General features: G+C 68.7%; 14 protein-coding genes. 5 read left to right on the top strand and 9 right to left on the bottom strand.

The features are described 5' to 3' along the window. Nucleotides 1-4 precede the first annotated feature (4 nt). From ACH413_RS01060 to ACH413_RS01070, 3 genes are all read right to left on the bottom strand, one after another. A complete protein-coding gene (locus tag ACH413_RS01060; protein WP_360029562.1) occupies nt 5-3,763 on the bottom strand; it encodes a discoidin domain-containing protein in 3,759 nt (1,252 codons plus the stop codon). Nucleotides 3,764-4,137: 374 nt separating this feature from the next. Further along, the gene (locus tag ACH413_RS01065) at nt 4,138-5,394 is read right to left on the bottom strand and encodes a prolyl oligopeptidase family serine peptidase (protein WP_360029563.1); all 1,257 of its coding nucleotides are present in this window, start codon (nt 5,392-5,394) and stop codon (nt 4,138-4,140) included. A 25-nt stretch (nt 5,395-5,419) separates the two neighbouring features. Then, nucleotides 5,420-8,497, bottom strand: coding sequence for a S8 family peptidase (locus tag ACH413_RS01070; RefSeq protein ID WP_360029564.1), 3,078 nt, complete (start codon nt 8,495-8,497; stop codon nt 5,420-5,422). Between the two features lie 106 nt (nt 8,498-8,603). Here ACH413_RS01070 and ACH413_RS01075 point away from each other — a divergent pair, with 106 nt between their 5' ends. Continuing rightward, on the top strand, nt 8,604-9,194 hold the full coding sequence (locus ACH413_RS01075; RefSeq protein ID WP_360029565.1) for a TetR/AcrR family transcriptional regulator: 591 nt from the start codon (nt 8,604-8,606) through the stop codon (nt 9,192-9,194). On the opposite strand, the gene ACH413_RS01080 is transcribed toward ACH413_RS01075, so the two are convergent. Together ACH413_RS01080 and ACH413_RS01085 are read right to left on the bottom strand one after the other, a co-directional pair. Next, the gene (locus ACH413_RS01080) at nt 9,184-10,425 is read right to left on the bottom strand and encodes a cytochrome P450 (protein WP_360029566.1); all 1,242 of its coding nucleotides are present in this window, start codon (nt 10,423-10,425) and stop codon (nt 9,184-9,186) included. The two genes, ACH413_RS01075 and ACH413_RS01080, sit on opposite strands and share 11 nt — an antisense overlap. Before the next feature lie 97 nt (nt 10,426-10,522). Continuing rightward, nucleotides 10,523-10,939, bottom strand: coding sequence for a VOC family protein (locus ACH413_RS01085; protein ID WP_360029568.1), 417 nt, complete (start codon nt 10,937-10,939; stop codon nt 10,523-10,525). A gap of 50 nt (nt 10,940-10,989) precedes the next feature. Here ACH413_RS01085 and ACH413_RS01090 point away from each other — a divergent pair, with 50 nt between their 5' ends. Both ACH413_RS01090 and ACH413_RS01095 read left to right on the top strand, forming a co-directional pair. Next, nucleotides 10,990-11,631 (top strand): GntR family transcriptional regulator, encoded by a 642-nt coding sequence (locus ACH413_RS01090; RefSeq protein ID WP_360029570.1) that lies wholly within the window; start codon nt 10,990-10,992, stop codon nt 11,629-11,631. Nucleotides 11,632-11,793: 162 nt separating this feature from the next. Next, nucleotides 11,794-12,876 (top strand): oxygenase MpaB family protein, encoded by a 1,083-nt coding sequence (locus ACH413_RS01095; protein ID WP_360029571.1) that lies wholly within the window; start codon nt 11,794-11,796, stop codon nt 12,874-12,876. Here the strand turns inward: ACH413_RS01095 and ACH413_RS01100 are convergent. From ACH413_RS01100 to ACH413_RS01115, 4 genes are all read right to left on the bottom strand, one after another. Then, nucleotides 12,873-13,478 carry a response regulator transcription factor gene (locus ACH413_RS01100; protein WP_360029572.1) on the bottom strand — a complete coding sequence of 202 codons (606 nt, stop codon included), beginning with the start codon at nt 13,476-13,478 and terminating at the stop codon, nt 12,873-12,875. The genes ACH413_RS01095 and ACH413_RS01100 overlap by 4 nt on opposite strands. Beyond that, the gene (locus ACH413_RS01105; RefSeq protein WP_360029573.1) at nt 13,475-14,536 is read right to left on the bottom strand and encodes a histidine kinase; all 1,062 of its coding nucleotides are present in this window, start codon (nt 14,534-14,536) and stop codon (nt 13,475-13,477) included. The genes ACH413_RS01100 and ACH413_RS01105 overlap by 4 nt, the downstream gene beginning before the upstream one ends. A gap of 10 nt (nt 14,537-14,546) precedes the next feature. Next, a complete protein-coding gene (locus tag ACH413_RS01110; protein WP_360029574.1) occupies nt 14,547-15,287 on the bottom strand; it encodes a hypothetical protein in 741 nt (246 codons plus the stop codon). A gap of 79 nt (nt 15,288-15,366) precedes the next feature. Then, on the bottom strand, nt 15,367-15,762 hold the full coding sequence (locus ACH413_RS01115; RefSeq protein ID WP_360029575.1) for an ATP-binding protein: 396 nt from the start codon (nt 15,760-15,762) through the stop codon (nt 15,367-15,369). Between the two features lie 90 nt (nt 15,763-15,852). Between ACH413_RS01115 and ACH413_RS01120 the strand changes: the two genes are divergently transcribed. Together ACH413_RS01120 and ACH413_RS01125 are read left to right on the top strand one after the other, a co-directional pair. Further along, on the top strand, nt 15,853-17,136 hold the full coding sequence (locus ACH413_RS01120; RefSeq protein WP_360029576.1) for a hemolysin family protein: 1,284 nt from the start codon (nt 15,853-15,855) through the stop codon (nt 17,134-17,136). A gap of 66 nt (nt 17,137-17,202) precedes the next feature. Next, complete coding sequence (locus ACH413_RS01125) at nt 17,203-18,141, top strand: sigma-70 family RNA polymerase sigma factor (protein ID WP_360029577.1); 939 nt, start codon at nt 17,203-17,205, stop codon at nt 18,139-18,141. The last annotated feature ends 112 nt before the right edge of the window (nt 18,142-18,253 follow it).

Below are 18,253 nucleotides of genomic sequence, written 5' to 3' on the forward strand. Positions count from 1 at the left end.
GATATCAGTTGATGTTGATCGTGAAGGTGGACGTCGTGTTCTTGATGTCCTGGAAGTTGTTGCTGAACCGCAGGCCGTTGAACGTCACGGAACCCACGGGCGGGCCCTGGTTCGGTTCGGGCATCTCGTTGGCCCACAAGCCGAACCCGGACTTGGCGTCGAAGGCGTCGCCGCTCTTGCGCGCACCCGAGATGCTCACGTTGGACAGCACCGTGTCCTGGAAGCTGTTCTCGGCCGCACCGTTGTACTTGGTCTGGAACATGATTCCGCTGTACGTCGGATCGATGATCTCGACGTCGCTCACCCGGATCCCCGTGTACTTCTTGGAGGCGGAGAACATCCAGATCGCGCCGAACGTCTGCTCGCCCCAGAAGTGGCCGCCGGAGCGCACCAGGGTGAGGCCGCTGAACGTCGTCGGCTCGGGCCCGAAGTCCTCCATCGGGTAACCGAAGTCGAGCGAGCTGATCGTCACGGCGGAGTAGGTGAGCGTGTCCGCGATGTAGATGTTGCGGAACGTGTTGAGCTTGCCGCCGTAGACCGCGAGACCCGCCGCACGCCAAGGCGTCGTGACGCTCAGGTTCTCGAAGACGTTGTTCTGCTGGCCGCTGCCGCCGTTGTCGGTGGCGGCGAACAACGCGAACGCGTCGTCACCGGTCGACCGGGCCTCGATGTTGGAGATCCGGTTGCCCGACGAGCCGTTCGTCATGTTGAGGCCGTCCGCGTACATGTCGCGGATGCGGCTGTCCTTGATGACGTTGTTGTCGACGTTGTTGCCCCAGAACAGGCACATCATGTGCTCGACCCAGATGTTCTCGATGGTCATGTTCTGGACGCCGGCGAAGTTGAACACCTTGCCCGGCCCGTCGTTGCGCTGCGTGTAGTTGCCGAACACGGCGAACCCGCTGAACGTCGAGCCGCTCGCGGACGACTGCGCGTCGAAGCCGATGTCGGTGTTCTCCTGCGTGAGCGGGGCCTGGAACCTGGTGAACCAGGGACCGGCGCCGACCACCCGGATCGCCTTGCCGTAGACGTTGAACTTCTGCTGCGTCTGGTAGGTGCCCGCGGGCAGGTAGACGCCGGTCAGGGTGCCGGTCGTGTCCATCCGGACGCGGTCGAGCGCGTTCTGCACGTCCTGGTGGGTGAACCCGGCGGGCACGGCATAGCGTGCTGCGTCAGGGTTTCCGGCAGCCGTCACCTGTTCGAAGTTCACGAAGTCGATCGCGTAGTTCGTGGTGTTGGCCGCGTCCTTCTGCAGCTTGATCTTCGTGCCCGCCGGGAACGTCGAGTTGAGCATCACGTTCGCCTCGTCGTAGATGTGGCGCGGCCCGCCCGCTCCCGGGGAGTTGCCGGGACCGGCTTCGTTGCCGTAGAGCCACATGTACTTCGACGTCAGGTCGATCGCCTTGTGGAACTGGCCGTTGACGTAGACGTTGAGGTTCGAGGTGATGCCGCCGCCACCGGAGCTGTCCGGGATGGAGAACCGGGTGACGAGGGTGTTGGTCGGTCCGGACGTCGTGAACTCGACCGACTGGCCGTTGCCGTTCAGCGTGACGGCACGACGGCCGGACGCCTCACCGGCGAGGTCGCCGATCGTCCTGTTCGGACTGAGGACCTGCGCGCCGCCGCCGACGGTCGCGTCCTCGGCCTCGACGTGCTGCCACGGAACGCTCGCGCCGCGGCCGATGAACAGCGACTGCTCGCTGGTGTTGTTGCCCTGCTTGGCGGGGATCTCGTTGCCGTCGTTGGCGATCACCGTGCGGACGGTGTAGCGGCCGTCGGCGGCGGGCCACGTGCCCAGGTTGACCGCGGCGGTCGTCGCACCGGCGTTGATCGTGCCGTTGTGGCTGCCGGTCAGCGTGCGGACCGTGGCACCGCTGCTGTTCAGGATCGTGACCGTGATGCCGTGGGCGCCTGCCGCGGACGCGATGGTGCCCTGGTTCTTGATCGCGACGGAGAACGTGGTGCTCTGGCCGTTGCTGGGGTTGCTCGGCGACCAGGACGGCACGGCGACCAGGTCGGAGCTCGGGACCGGCGTCACGACCAGCGGGTCCGGGTGGATGCGGGCGTTGTTGGTCTCGTTCTGCTCCGCCACCTTCTTGGTCTCGTCGACCTTGGCGGTGTATTCGTAGCTGCCCGACGGGCGGGCGGCGATCGTCGTGCTGACGTTCGCCTGCGCACCGGCGGCCAGCGCGCCGACGGTGGCGGTGCCGACGCTGGTGGTGCCGAGGAAGAACGTCACGTCGGTGGCGACGGACGCCGCGGTTCCGGCGTTGCGGACGGTCGCGTTCAGCGTGATCTGGTCGGTCTCGACGGGGCTCGCCGGCGTGAACGACGTCGCGGTGACGGTGAGGTCGGGGTTCGGGGCAGGGGTGCCGAACACCTGGATCTCCGCCACCTGGGTGCCGGGGGCACCGGTGTTGGTCGTGCCGCGCAACTGCAGGTCCGCGACCCGTCCGGCGGCGTTGATGGTGATGCTGTTGCCGGACGCCGGGTCGAAGCGGTAGTCCCGTCCGGCGACGAGGCTGGTGAAGCCGGTGGCGTTCTGTTCGCGGCCGAGGACCTCGATGTTCTGCGTGCGAGCACCCCACGCGCTGTCGGGGTTGAGCTTGACCGCGACCGAGCTGACGTCCGCGTTCGATCCCAGCTGGACGGTCAGCGTGCCGGGGAACCCGTTGGACTCCCAGTAGGTGGCCAGGTTTCCGTCGTTCGCGTTGGCGGCGACGAAGTTGTGCACGTTGTTGTTCGCCGTGACGGGCTTGCCCTGCGCCAGGTTCGTGCCGGTGGCGCCTTCGCGCGTCACGGTGTTGCTGGCGGGGGACTGGTTGCCGGCCGCGTCCTTCGCGATCACGTGGTAGGTCACGCGCAGGCCGTCGGGCTGGCTGTCGGTGTAGTTCGTCGCGGTCACCGTGGTGCGCAGGGTGCCGTTGGCGTAGACGTCGTAGCCGGTGACGCCGACGTTGTCCGTGCTCGCGTTCCAGGTGAGCCGGATCTGCCCGGCCTGCGGCTGGGTGAAGGCGAGGTTCGACGGAGCCGCCGGAGCCTGCGTGTCACCGCCGGTCGGACCCTGCACCTCGAACTCGCTGAGCTGGGCCGCCGGCCAGCCGGTGTTCCCGGTGATCCGCAACCGGACGTACCGCGTGGTGGCCGCGGTGAAGTCGATGGTGACGGTGTTGGCCGCGGAGGGGTTGAAGTCGTATCCCCTGGACGCCACGAGATCGGTGAAGTTGCTCCCGTCCGTGCTGCCCTGGACCGAGAGGGTCTGGGTGCGGGCGCCCCAGCCGTCCGTCGGGAGCTTCAGCACGACCCGGTCGGCCTTCAGCGCGGCGCCGAGATCGGCCTGGATCCATTGCGGGAACGCGTTGTTCGCGCTCTCCCAGTACGTCCCCTGGTTGCCGTCGCCGGCGTTGCCCGGGCCGTAGTTCTGGTTCGTGCTGCTCGCGCTGTAGGTGGCCTGGAGCAGCGCGCTGGCGGCTGCCTCGTGGACCTCGAGCTTCGCCGTGGTCTTGGTGGCGCGGACGTGCCGGACCAGCGTCGGGTCGACTGTGAAGGTGACCTTGCGGTCCTTGAACGTGTGCGGCTGTTCCGCGACCAGCGTCGACCAGCCTCTGCCGTCGAGACTCGTCTGCAGGGCGAAGGTTTCCGTGCCGTTCTTGGGAGCCGTGAGGGTGACCTGGTCGATGCGGGTCTGCTTGGCGAGGTCCAGGCTGACCGGCGCGGCCTGCGCGGCGGGGGAGAACGTCAGGGTGGCCGCGGCGGTGATCAAAGCTGTCAGCGGGGCTAGCAGGGAGCGGCGGCGTGTCGTCAGTGACAAGGCGTGCATGGCGTGCTTGGCCCTTCTCGGTGGGGACGCGAGGGGGTGTGGCGCGCCTCACCGTAGAAGTGTCCAGCAGATTACCGCAATATCTCGACGTGATTGCGCAAATTTGCGACATAGCGCTCTGAACAGGAAAGACGAGTGCTCGTTCCAGTATCCGGCCGGTCTCTCAGCGTGCGCAAGGGCGATCACCAGCGGCAGGAGATCCGGCGTCTTGGGAGGTTCGGGCCCGAACCTGCCGGAGAAATTGATTTGATCTCGATACGCGCGCTTGCGCGGGTTTGCTTCGGCCTTGCGGATGTTGCGTAAGGTTTGCGCAAGTCTCAGAGCTTGGCGAACAACCTTCTGGTTCGGTTCAGCAGATCCAGCCTGTGCTCACGCTTCCGCAGCGAGTGCCCCTCGCCTGGATAGACGACGAGTTCGGAGTGCCGCACCGCGCGGTGCAGGAGCTCGGCTTGCTCCACCGGCACGTTGGTGTCGTCCGCGCCGTGCACGATCAACATCGGCGTGCGGATCCGGTCCGCGTACGTGAGAGGGCTGTGTTCGGCGCTGTCGCTCAAAGCGGCTTCGAACGCGCCCCACTCGCCGGTGGCGACGAGGCGCGGCCAGTCCGAGATGCCCGCGCCGACCAGCGCCGCCTTGAACCGGTCGGTCCTGGTGGTGGCCCAGGCGGCCATGAACCCGCCGTGGCTCCAGCCCGCGATGCCGAGCCGGTCGGGGTCGGCGATCCCCTGGCCGACGAGGAGATCGATGCCGGTCTCGACGTCGTGCCACTCCTCCTGGCCGACCTCGTGCGCGACGGCGTTGGCGAACTCGTGGCCGTGCCCCTGCCCGCCCCGGGGGTTGGGCAGGAAGGTCGCGATCCCGAGGTGTGCGAACCACTGCGCCGACGGCACCCAGTGCAGTTGCAGGTCGTCGGTCCAGCGGTCGTACGGACCGCCGTGGACGATCGTGACCAGCCTGAACGGTCCGTCCCGCCTGGTCTTGCCCGGCGGCAGCACCAGCAGGCCGTCGAGGTCGAGCCCGTCGCGGGCCTGGTAGTGGAGGCGTTCCTGAGCGCCCCAGAGGATGCCGTCGAGGTCGCGGTAGCGCGGCGGTAGGTGCGATCCCCTGATGTGGGCGAGGAAAGTGCCGTCGAGGCGGCGGAACTCGGTGTCGAGGCCGGTCGCGACGATCATGACCGGCGCTGCGCCGTCGTCCTGGACGAGATCGATCGGGCAGGCGCGCATGCCTTCGGTGAGGTTGCGGTGGCGCTGGTCGAAGACGGCGTTGCCGGCCTGCAGGTGCGGCGGCGTCAGCGCCAGGTAGCAGACCTCGTCGCCCCACCAGACCGGCGAACCGGCGTCCGCGGGTGTCGCGCCCAGGTCCGTGACGGTGCCGTCGGTCTCCACGACGTGCAGCGCCGGGTTGAGCAGACCGGGGTCGATCTTCGGCGACGACCAGGTGATGACCGCGAGCCGGCCGTCCGGGTGTCGCGCGACCTCGGCGACGTGCCGACCGGGGATGCTCACCCCGGTCGGCACGGCCTTGGCAGGCGGCGGGCTGTGGCCGGCCACGATCTCGTCGGTCAGTTCCCGCACGGTTTCCAGCCTACTGGCGCGTTCGCTAGCGCAGCAGGTACGCGTCGATGATGGTCTGCTCGACGGTCTGGCCGCTGCCGGACGCCTTGGCGCGCAAGGAGACCGACTTGGCGTCCTTCGGGTGGGCCAGCAGGACGCGGTTGGCCGTGATCTGCGTGCGCTTCCACGTGGTGCCACCGTCGTAGGAGACCTCGACGGACGTCACGCGCACCGAGTCCACCTGCGACTGGGTCGAGATCGGCACGGCGAGCATCTGGCCGGCCCGGCCGTAGCCGTCGTCGTCCAGCTGTGGGGTGAAGCGGACGACCGACAGGGGGAGCGCGGTCTGCTTCGCGGTGGTGTTGCTGCGGAACGTCCACACGCCGGACACCTTGGAGCTCAGGGCGGTGTCTCGCACGGCGGAGGTCTCCACGCGGTAGCTCGCGGCGCCCGGCTGGACGTCGAGCATCGCCCAGCCCGCCTCGGCCGTTTCCGCGGCCTTGACGTTGTCGCGGTAGACGGTCGTGCGTGCTTCGGTCACAGGGCTGTAGCCCTCGTTGCCCGCGTTGTCGCCGTAGAGCGGGATGGTGACGCGGACGAAGTCGCCCGTGCGGAACGAGTGCGGGATGTCCCGCGTCTCGGGCAGCGCCGGGCCGAACACCGGGCGGTTGAACGGTTCCACGTAGGTGCAGCCCGGCCGGTAGTGCCGCAGCGGGGTGACCAGCGCGCCGATGTTGCCGGTCTCGTCGAACAGGTTGAACCTGTGCGACCAGTCGCCGCCTTCACCGCCGTAGTACTCGGTGCGCGGGCCGGAGGTGAAGTTGTCCAGCGAGCCGTAGGTCCAGTCGGCGCGGCCCTCGGGGGAGGACGTGTGGCCGATCGAGGCGCTCTGGCCCGGCTTCAACGCGGGCATGTCGACCTTGACCGTCGCGAGGTCCTTCTTGACGACCGTCCTGGTCAGGCCGTTGGGAGCGTGTCCCTTCTGGTACCAGGCGAGTCCGTAGAAGTCCTGGCCCGCGTTCCAGAACGTGGCGATCTTGCCGGTGACCTCGTTCGAGTCCGGGCCGAGGCTCGCGACGCCGAGGTGGTCGATGGAACCGCCGACCGAGAAGTTGCCGATGGTGTAGGCGGTGCCGTTGACGACCCGTTCGAAACCGGTCTGCAGCAACGAGAGTTGCGCGGTGACGGGCAGCGTCACCTTGACGGGCTTAGCCTGGCGGGCGTCGAGGTTGATCGTCGTGGCGCCGGAGACGGTCAGGTTCGGGTAGTTGATGACGTCGTGGGTCCAGGCGCCGCTGGACGACAGCACGCTGCCGGACAGGATGTAGCGGCCCTTGGCCACGCGTGCGACGCCGGTCGTGCTGTCCGGCCAGACGCGGGCGCCGGTGTCGACGTTGATCAGGAACGCGAAGGTCGACGCCGTCGTGACGCCGGTCCGCTCGACGCCGGTGACCTTGACGTCGTAGCTCTCCACCTCCAGGTCGGCGACGACGGCCGTGCGCACGCCGCTCGCGACGATCGCGCCGCCGAACACGCCGCCCGCGGGCTGCTTCGCGATGTCCGCGGTGACCGTGGCCGTCGCGGTGCCGCCCGCCGGAACCGTGAGCTTGGCGGGGGAGACGCTGAACAGGGTGCCGGTCGTGTCCGTGGTCAGGTCGAGCGTGACCGGCTCGGAGCCCGCGTTGGAGTAGGTGACCTCCTTGGACAGCACGGGTTCGCCGGTGTGCGGCCACTGGTGCGTGCCGAAGCTGATGCTGGTCGGGCTGGACGTCACGTTCTGCTTGATCAGCTTGGCGACGTCGACCCGGCCGGAGCCCTGTTCGAACGGGGTCAGCTTCGCGGTGGGCGTGGTGGTGCCGGTGAGACGGGCCTTCAGCGCGGCGCCGCCCAGTTCCGGGTGCTGCTGGCGCAGGAGTGCCGCCGCGCCTGCGACGTGCGGGGTGGCCATCGAGGTGCCGTCGAGCGAGGTGTAGCCGTCGACGACGGGGGCGCCGATCCTGCCGTCGGAGTGCAGGGCGGCGACGATGCCGACGCCGGGCGCGGTGAGGTCGGGCTTCAACGTTCCGGCCTGCGTCGGGCCGCGGCTCGAGAACTCCGCGATCTCGTTCTGGTCGTCGACCGCGCCGACGGTCAGTGCCGCGTCGGCGGTGCCGGGTGAGCCGACCGTGCGCGCGTTGGGGCCGCTGTTGCCGGCGGCGATCACGAACAGCGTGCCCTTGTCGGCGCTGAGGCGGTTCACGGCCTCTTCGAGGGGCTCGATCTCGGGCGTGTCGTAGCCGCCGAGGCTCATGTTGATGATCTGGGCGCCCTGCTCGACCGCCCACTCCATGCCGGCGATGATCCCGCTGTCCTGGCCGGAACCGTTGTCGCCCAGCACCTTCACGTCGAGGATGCTCGCGTCCGGTGCCACACCGTGGTACTTCCCGCCGCTCTTCGCACCGGTGCCCGCGATGATCGACGCGACGTGCGTGCCGTGGCCGTAGTGGTCGCCGTTGTCCGCGGAGTTCGAGAAGTTGCGCTCCCCGATCTCGCGGTCGGCGAGGTCCGGGTGCGTGTTGTCGACGCCCGTGTCGAGGACGGCGACCGTGGTGCCCTTGCCGGTGAGGCCCGCCGCGTAGGCCGCGGGGGCGTTGATCTGGGCGACGCTGCGGTCGAGGTTCGCCTTGCGCCTGGCGTCGAGCCAGATCTTCTTCGCGCCGGACGTGGACAGGGTGCCGACGAGCGGCGTCTTGGCCGCGTCGAACGCCACGCCGTTGATGCTGCGCAGCTGAACGCCGGACTGCGCGCTCAGGGTGCCTTCGGGGTAGGTGGCGATCACCGGCAGGGCGCCGCCGTACGTGGCGAGCTCGGTGACGTCGAAGAGCCGTTCGTCGAGACGGCCGTCCGCGATCATCGGAATGGCGTCGTGCGGCACCACGTACTCGTGGCCCTGCGCGGTGTAGTTGGTGAACAGGACGCGTTCACGGCCGGGCGCCGGTCTGATCGCCCGTTGCCCGGTGAGGACCTGGTCCCCGGTGATCAGCGTGACGGTCGGCGCCGACGACGAGGCGCGTGGGGGAGAGGCATGGGCCTGGCCCGCGGTGAGCAGGGCCCCGGCCAGTACGACGACTCCGAGTAGGCGCACCTGGTCCTCCGAAGGTCTTGTGAGAGCGATCTCACGGACCGTAGTGAGGTGCTCACCTGGGTGACAAGGTCTACACCAATTTCCGGGACGCTTTAATCTTTGCGCCATGACGGGCCTGCGTGAACGCAAGAAGGCGGCGACCAGGGAAGCGCTGGGTGACGCCGCCTGGAGCCTGTGCGTGGAGCACGGCCTCGACCGGGTCACCGTGGAGCAGATCGCGCGGGCCGCCGGGGTGTCCCTGCGGACGTTCTTCAACTACTTCTCCTCGAAGGAGGAAGCGGTCGTCGCCGGCGACACGGCCACGGCGCTCGCGCTGGTGGAGGAGTTCGCCGCACGGCCCGCGAGCGAACTGGTGCTGGTCGCGTTGCGCGAGGCGCTGCGGTCGATCTACCCGCGCTACGTCGACCTCGACCGGCTTCGCCAGTTGCGGCAGCTCCGGCAGGACCCCGCGCTGCTGCCGCACGTCTTCGCCGCCTACTCCGCCCGTGAACAGGCGTTGACGGCGGCGATCGCGGTGCGCTGCGGGGTGGACCCCCAGACGGACCCCTATCCGGCGGTGACGGCGTCGACGATCCTCGCGTCGATGCGCGCGGTCGTGCAGTGGTGGCTCGACACCCCCCAGGCCACGGACAGGTTCGAGGTCACCGAGCTGGTCGGTCAGATGATCGACCAGCTCGGTGCCGGGTTCACCAGGTGACCGGGAGCGAGTGCACGCCGTAGATCGACATGTCGGTCCGCAACGGCACCTCGTCGGCCGGAACCGCGAGCTTCAAGGTCGGGAACCTCTTCAGCAGCTCGGTGAAGCCGACCATCATCTCCACGCGCGCCAGCTGCTGACCGAGGCACTGGTGGATGCCGTGTCCGAACGCGACGTGGTGGCCGCGCGGCCGGTCGACCAGCAGGGCGTGCGGGTCGTCGTACTGGCTGTCGTCCCGGTTGACCGCCGGCACCGACACCACGACGGTCTCGCCGGCGCGGATGGTGGCGCCGCCGATCACGACGTCCTCCTTGGCGTGCCGGGAGACGCCCATGCTGATGATCGACAGGTACCGCAGCAGCTCCTCGACCGCGTTCTCGGTCAGCTCCGGGTTGTCGCGCAGCTTCGCGAACTGGTCGGGGTGCTCCAGCAGCGCGAACGTGCCGAGCGCCAGCATGTTCGCCGTCGTCTCGTGGCCCGCGATGAGCAGCAGGTTCGCGATGCCGGTGAGCTCGTCGTCGCTCAGGTCGGTGTCCTTGACCAGCCCGGACAGCAGGTCGTCGCCGGGGCTGAGCCGCTTGGCGTCGACCAGCCCGCGCATGAACCTGCGCAGCTCGACCGTGTTCTTGATCTGCTCGTCGATCGTGGTGTTCAGGCTGAGCAGCTTGGCCGTGCGGCGCTGGAACTCGTCGCGGTCGCCGTAGTCGACGCCCAGCAGTTCGCAGATCACGAGCGACGGCACCGGCAGCGCGAAGTCGTGCACGAGATCGGCCGGCGGTCCCTTCTCGATCATCGCGTCGAGCCGGTCGGTGACGATCTCGTGGATGCGCGGCGTGAGGTCGCGCATCCTGCGCACGGTGAACTGCCCGGTGAGCAGCCTGCGGAAGCGGGTGTGCTCGGGGGCGTCCATGAAGATGAACGACCCGGCCTGGCGCTCCGGCGGGAACAGCTCCGCGTGCAGTTCCGGCGAGATCAGGGCCCTCGCCCGCGGGCTGTTGATCCGGTCGGAGCTCATCTCCGGCGCGGCGAGCACCGCCCGTGCCTCGTCGTGCCCGGTGACGAGCCAGACGGTGTCGCCGTTGTGCTCGACCTTGTGGATCCGCCCCTGCTCGCTGAGCTCGGTCAGCCCCTTCGACGGGTCGAACGGGCACCCGTCGCGTTGAGTGAGTTCGGCGGGCAACTGAGGGCGGATGAGCTGTTGAGCGCTGCGCTGCCGCTCGGCCGTGGTCATGGCCTCTCCCTGTCTGACCCGGTGTGACCGGGTCGTGGCTCGGCGTCACTCCCACGCTACCGAAACTTGCGCGTTGTGCAAGATTTTTTGGAGTTCTTTAGACGGCGAACACCTGCGCGTCGTCCGCGAACGCCTTGAACTCGAGCGCGTTGCCCGCCGGGTCCAGCAGGAACATCGTCCACTGCTCGCCAGGCTCGCCCTTGAACCGCACGTACGGCTCGATGACGAACTTCGTGCCGGCGTCGGTGAGCCTGCCGGCGAGCATCTGGAACTCGTCGACGGTCAGGACCAGGCCGAAGTGGGGGACCGGCACGTCGTGGCCGTCGACCGGGTTGCTGACGCGCTCGGTCCGCGGCGCCAGGTGGGTGACGAACTGGTGGCCGTGCAGGTTCCAGTCGACCCAGGTGTCGGAGCTGCGGCCCTGCTCCAGGCCGAGCGTCTCGCCGTAGAAGCGGCGGGCGGCGGCGAGGTCGTCGACGGGCATGGCGAGGTGGAAACGAGGGATGTTCGGCATGTCCAGATGTTAACATTCCGACAAGATGTCTCCTTGTTAACATTGCTCACATGACAGTGGGTCCGGCACGACGCCGAGGTCTGGGCAGCGAGGTCGCGGACATGATCCGCGAGGCCATCTTCGACGGCGGCTATCCGCCGGGCAGCGCCCTGCGCGAGGTGGAGCTGTCCGAGGCGCTGCGGGTGAGCCGCGGTCCGGTCCGCGACGCGCTGCGTTCGCTGGAACGCGAGGGCCTCGTGCGCGCCGAGTGGCACCGGGGCGCCACGGTGGCCGAACTGTCCCTTCAGGACGTGGCCGAACTGGACAGTCTGCGCGGTGCCCTGGAAGTGCTGGCCGTCCAGCGCGTGGTGGCCACGGGCGCTTCGCTGGACGAGATCGCCGCGGCGGCGGTGGAGATGGAGCGCGCCTCGACGCCGCACGAGATGGTGCGGTGCGACATCGCGTTCCACGACGCCGTGTACGCGGCCGCCGGCCACTCGCGACTGACCCAGGCCTGGGAGGCGATCCGGTCGCAGGTGCACCTGTTCCTGATCACGCGGGTGCGGCTGAGCACGGACGGGTACCTGGAGCAGATCCGGGAGGAGCACCGGGATCTGGTGGCGGCGCTGCGGCTGGGGAACGTGGAAGGGGCGCTGAAGCTGTTCGCGGAGCACCGCAGGCACGCGTTCGACGTGCTCACCTCAGGTCCCTGACCGCGGGACCTGGTCAGGCAACGCGGAACTCGTTTCTGACCCGCAGGGAGCGCGGCCACAGCCAGGACGTTGCCCAGACTCCCGCACGAACGCGTGGATTCACTGGGCCGAAGAGGTGAAGACGGCGATCTGCGGCCCGAACGGGCCCATACGCTCGCCGATGTGGATCTGCACGCGCTGAAGTACGAGGGCGACCCGCTCGCCGACGCCGTGATCGCGCACCTGGTCGAGAGCGGCAGCCTGGACGAGGTCAACCAGGTCCTCGCGGAGTTCCGGGGCAACGACGAGCCGATCCCGGAGCACCTGCCGCCCGTGGTCCGCGACTACCTCGTCGCCACCGACGACCCGCCGGAGTGGATGGACGAGAAACGCGTCGCCCGCGCGCACGACTTCTTCATCGACGACGGCGTGCACGTGGCGTCGGTGCTGTCGTTCGGCGCGATGGTCAACTGCTACGCGCAACCCCGGCCGTCGAAGGTCCTCACGCTCACGCACCGGCTCAACCAGCCGCACCGCAGGTTGTCGGAGACGTCGCAGTTCGTGCTGAACATGATGGAGCCCAACGCTTTCGGGACGGGTGGCTCGTTCGTGCCGACGATCCAGAAGACCCGGCTCATCCACGCGGCTGTGCGCTACTTCGTCGGCCGCTCACCGGAGTGGGACCACGAGAAGGACGGCGTTCCGGTGTGCCAGCAGGATCTGCTCGGCGCCCTGCTGATCTTCTCGGTGCAGGTGATCGACGGCATGCGCCGCATCGGTGTCTCGGTCACCGGCACGGAGGCCGAGGACTACTACCACGTCTGGCGCGTCGCGGGCGCGGTGCTCGGCATCCGCCCTGACGCGATGCCGGAAACGTTGCAGGAAGCCGAAGAACTCAGCAACACGATGGTCCGGGCGTCCTACGCGCCGTCGGCCGAAGGCGTCGAACTGACCAGGAACCTGGTCGGGCTGTACGAGAAGTTCGTGCCCGGCAAGGCGTTCGACGGTGTGGTCGCGGCGATGGTGCGGCAGGTCGTCGACGCCGAGGTCGCGGACTGGCTGGAGGTGCCGCACTCGAGAGGCTGGACGCGGACGGTCAACGCCGGCGCCAGGGTCATGCGCGTGTTCGAACGCGGCGAGGACCGCAGCCGGGTCGCACGGGCAGTGCTCGACAAGGCCGGTGACCTGCTGCTCGGCGCGAGCGTCCGCACCCTCAGGGACGGTCAGCCGACCACCCTCACCGTGCCCGCGTGCCTGCGGACCTAAAGCCAGCCGTGCTCGTGGGCGAGCTGAAAAGCCTCGGTGCGGCTCCCCACCCCGAGCTTCGCGACCGCGGCCGACAGGTGGTTGCGCACCGTCCCGGCGGACAACGACGTGCGCGAGGCGATCTCGGCGACCGGGGTGCCGAACTCGCTGAGCCGCAACACTTCCAGCTCGCGCTGCGTCAGCGGGCACGGGGGAGCGGCGAGCGCGTCGGCGGCCAGCGCGGGGTCGACCCAGCGCGAACCGGCGTGCACGCGGCGGATCACGTCCGCGAGCGTGCCGCCGGGCGATCCCTTGGGCAGGAAGCCCTTCGCACCCGCGTGCAGGGCCTGCTGCAGGTGCGGCGGGCGGCCACGGCCGGTCAGGATCACGACAGCGCACGACGGCAGCACGCGCGCCAGTTCCTCGGTGACCTCCAGACCGTCCAGTTCGGGCATCTGCAGGTCCACCACGGCCACGTCCGGGCGGTGCGCCCGCGCGGCCTCGACGGCGGCCCGGCCGTCCCCCGCGCGGGCCACCACCTCCAGGTCCGGCTCCAGGTCGAGGAGCGCCGCGAGGGCGTCGCGGATCAGCTCCTCGTCGTCGGCCAGCAGCACTCTGATCACGCGGGCACCACGACCTGCAACGTGAACACGTCGCCCGACTTCTCCACCGACACCTGACCGCCCACGGCCGCGAGTCGTTCGCGCAGACCTCGAAGCCCGTTGCCCTCGCTCGAAGGCTTCTCGGCGCCGTCGTTCGTGACGGTCATCCGCACCTCCTCCTCGGCGACAGCGACGTCGATCATGCACCACGTCGCGTGGCTGTGCCGCAGCACGTTGGTGCAGGCCTCCCGCAACGCCAGTGCGAGCTGCGTCGCGTGTTCGCCCTCCACCACAACGTCCGAGACCGTGCAGCGAATACCGGCTTCCTGCAACACGTTCCGCACGGCCTCAAGCTGTTCGGGCAGGCTCACGGCGCGATAGCCGTGCACGGCGTCACGCACCTCTTCCAACGCCGAGGACGCCAGCCGTTGCGCCTCGAACGCCTCCGCGGCCGAGCGCTCGGGATCGGTCGACGCGAGCCGTCCGGCCAGTTCGGACTTCAGCGCGATCACCGTCAGCCGGTGTCCCAGCAGGTCGTGCACGTCGCGGGCGAACCGCAGCCGCTCCTCGCTCACCGCGAGCTCCGCCTGCGCCTCACGCCCCGCCCGCGCCTGCCCCAGCAGCCCGGCGAACCACATCGGCAGCCCGGCCATCGCGAGGATCGTCAGCCCGACCGAGACCGCGATCATCTGGTATGTCGTCTGGTCGCGGGTGACGAAGAACCCGACCAGGCCCGCGGCCACCACGGCGCCGATGCCCGCCAGCCACCGCCACGGACCGGTGAGCAGCAGCGGCGCGAACCCGGCCGCCGCGCCGCCGATCCACGCCCACGTCGACAGCTCGTCCGGTCCGACCGGCGCCACCAGCGGAATCGTCACCACGGTCGCGACCACGAGCACCCACAGCGGCCCGCCCCGCAACGTCACCGCGTAGGCCACGGCCAGCACCAGCAGCCCCAGCACGCCGAGCCAGCGCATCGCGGACGGTTCACGCAGCACCGAGATCAGCGGCACGACGAGCGACCCCATCCACAACAGGTGGAGGGTGCCGCGCAACGCGGTGTGCGGAAGGTCGTTCATCGCCATCAGCCTAGAACCACGCGATCAGGATCGTGACGGCGATGACCAGGTCGAATACGCCGCAGAACTCCGACCACCAGCGCGGCACGACCGCGTTGCGCACGTGGTGCACGAGATCCCAGACGGCGTGCGCGCCCCACCCGGACGCGATCAGCAGCACCCCGGCCGACGGCGACACCATGATCACCACCACGGCCAGCACCGCGTACAGGCTGAACACCGCGAGCTGCACCCGAGGCGCCCGCCGTCCCCAGAAGAGATACGCGGCCTGGCACAGCAGCAGGGTCCACACGGGAGGCACCACGTGCGCCTGCCAGAAGTCGAACGAGATCGCCAGCGCGATCACCGCGGGCCAACGGTCACCCAGCGCCCGGAGCACCGGGTTCGTGCTGGGCGTTCCGTGCTCGTGCCGCCCCAGGACCAGCACGAGCGCCATCGCGGGCAGCATCAGCAGGTGCCCGCCCATCTCGACCACGCCGCCGTCCAGCACACCCAGCCAGTACGGCACCAGCAGCACGAGATACGGCACGAACATCGCCGCGCACATCTCGAAGATCCGGTCGTGACCCCGGTAGCGCATCCACAACGCCATCGGCACGGACATCGACGCCGCCATCCACAGGGCGGCCAGGTCGACCCGTTCCGGCGTCCACAGCGGCCCGAGCAGGGCCATCCCCACCAGCATCGCCACGAGCATCTCTGCTCCGTGGCGCAACAGCGGCCGAACCGCCGGCGAAACCGCAGTAGTCATGCATCGAGAGTCGAAGAAACTCGGCGCAAGCCCCATCCGTGCGATGTCACGACTTGTCTGTGCGAAACGCACGGACGACCTATGCGTCCACCTCGGCCCAGATGGTCTTCCCGCCGGCGAACTCCATCGTGCCCCAGCAGCGGGAGAGCTGGGCGATCAAGATCAGTCCACGGCCTCTTGTGTCGCCGAGCCGTGAGGTACCCAGGTTCGGAAGCTCGGCCGGTGTGTGGTCGTCGACCTCCACCCGGACGAAGTCGGTATGTCGTTGTACCCGTACGGCACGCGGACCTTCCGCGTGTTCGTACGCGTTGCTGGCAAGTTCAGTGCACACGAGGAGAACGTCGAGCCTGACGTCCTCCGGCAGGTCTCCCAACAGACTCCCGATCCACGTGCGCATCGCGGCGAGATCGGGCTCGTCCTCCGGCAGGGTGTGCAAGGTCCTCGCGGAGGCGCTCAGCACCTCTGGGGTGTCCATCTCATCCCACCTCGTTCGGCTGAAGCCTTCCTGGCTGCTCAAGACGGCCGTCAGGGTGCGAAATACCACCGCGCGTGCTACCCCAAACGCGTGGACGGTTATGGCTTCAACCTCGCCCTGGTCGCGGTACTGGTGTTGCTCAACGCGGCTTTCGCGGGCAGCGAGATGGCGTTCGTGTCGCTGCGCGAAGGTCAACTGCGCTCGCTGGAACGCGAGGGGTACCACCGGCTCGTCCGGCTGGCACGCGATCCGAACAGGTATTTCGCGACCGTCCAGATCGGCATCACGCTGTCGGGATTCCTGGCGTCAGCGACCGCCGCGGTCTCTCTCGCCGCGCCGATCGTGCCGCTGCTGAGCTTCCTGGGAGGCGCCGCGAACGGTGTGGCGATCGCCCTCGTGACCGTGGTGCTGACGTTCGTCACACTGGTCTTCGGGGAACTGGCGCCCAAACGCCTCGCGATGCAGTACGCCGTCCGCTGGTCGAAGATCGTCGCCGGCACGCTCGACCTGCTCTCGACCATCTCCCGGCCCGCGGTGTGGCTGCTCAGCAAGTCGACCGACCTCGTGGTGCGGGTCTTCGGCGGCGACCCGAACGCCGACGAGGAGCAGATGTCGGCCGAGGAGCTGCGTGATCTCGTTGAGGTGCAACAGCATTTGAACCAGGAGCAGCGCACGATCATGACCGGCGCACTGGAGATCCACGAACGGCGGCTGCGCGAGGTCCTGGTACCCCGGCGGCAGGTGACGATCCTCGAGTCAGGTTTGAGCATGGCCGCCGCGAGGGAAGTCCTCGCTAGGTCCGGACACTCCCGGGCGCCAGTGACCAAGGACGGTCACCTGGATGACGTGGTCGGCGTGGTGCACCTGCGCGACCTGCTCGACGACACCAAGTCCCTCGCGGACGTGGCACGAGCTCCGATGGTGCTGCCGGACTCGCTGCGCGTCACCGACGCGTTGCGGCGCATGAAGGCAGAGCACGAGCAACTGGCGCTGGTGGTGGACGAGCACGGCGCCGTCGACGGCATCGTGACGCTGGAGGACCTCCTCGAGGAGATCGTCGGCGAGATCTACGACGAGACCGACTCGGACGTGGTCGCGGTGCGCACCGAGGCGGACGGCTCGATCGAGCTGCCCGGCACGTTCCCGGTGCACGACCTGGTGGACGTCGGCGTCGAACTGCGGGACGCACCCGCGGGCCAGTACGCGACGATCGCCGGGTTGGTGCTCCAGATCCTCGGCCGCATCCCTGAAGAACCCGGTGACGTGGTGGAAGTCTCCGGCTGGAAGATCGAGGTTCTGGAGGTCGACCATCACGCGATCACGCAGGTGAGGCTGAGGTCACAGGCGAAACCGCGGAATGAAGTGGACCTCTGAACCGTTACACACGAGTGCAGCCACTTCTGGCTGTCACACCTGCCGACGGAAACGGGGGGATTTGTCATGCCTGCAGATCTGAAGAACCGCGCGTCCGGGCAGCAGGACGCGGACCTGGTGGGCCAGTACCTGCGTGAGGTCGGGCGCACACCGCTGCTCACCGCCTCCGAGGAGGTCGACCTGTCCCGGCGCATCGAGGCCGGTGTCTACGCCGCTCACCTGCTCCAGACCGGCGACAAGACGCGGGAGCCGCGGCTGCTGCGCCGGATCGTCGCCGAGGGCGAGCGCGCCAAGGACCACATGATCCGCGCGAACCTGCGCCTGGTCGTGTCGGTCGCGAAGAAGCACTCGTTCCGCGGACTGCCGTTCGGGGACGTGATCCAGGAGGGCAACCTCGGCCTGATCCGCGCGGTCGAGAAGTTCGACTACGCCAAGGGCTACAAGTTCTCCACCTACGCCATGTGGTGGATCCGCCAGGCGATCGAACGGGGACTCGCCGAGCAGACCCGCACTGTCCGCCTGCCGGTGCACGTGGTGGAAGAGGTCAACAAGCTCAAGAAGATCGGGCAGAAGCTGTCCACGGCGCTCGGCCGCGAGGCGACGATCGAGGAGATCGCCGCCGAGGCCAAGTGCTCGCCCGCGCGCGTGCAGGACCTGCGCGACGCGGCCCGCACCTGCGTGTCGCTGGAGACGCCGGTCGGCGACGAGGGCGACTCGGTGCTGGGCGACCTGATCCAGGACACCGATGGTGTGTCGGCTCCGGATCTGTTGGAACAGCAGGAGTTCACCGAGGGCGTGCGTTCTCTGCTGAACGTCCTGCCCGAACGGCAGGGCCGGATCATGCGCCTGCGCTTCGGCCTGGAGGACGGGCGTGCCCGCACCCTTCAGGAGGTCGCGGAGGAGCTCGGCCTGACCCGTGAGCGGATCCGTCAGCTCGAGAAGCAGTCGCTCGCCCAGCTCAAGCAGTCGGGCGACCGGGACGATCTTTTCGCGCTCGCGGGCTGACAATCGTACGAAAGTCGCTTGTTCTACTCCTTGTCGCAACTAAAGACTCATCACGTCCGATAACGGACTGAAGCTGTTTCGCAACCGCGTGTGAACGCATCTGTAGGGCCGT

Origin of the sequence: Lentzea sp. NPDC020367 (genome assembly GCF_044387305.1) — a bacterium.
In the GTDB taxonomy this organism is placed as follows: Bacteria; Actinomycetota; Actinomycetes; order Mycobacteriales; family Pseudonocardiaceae; genus Lentzea.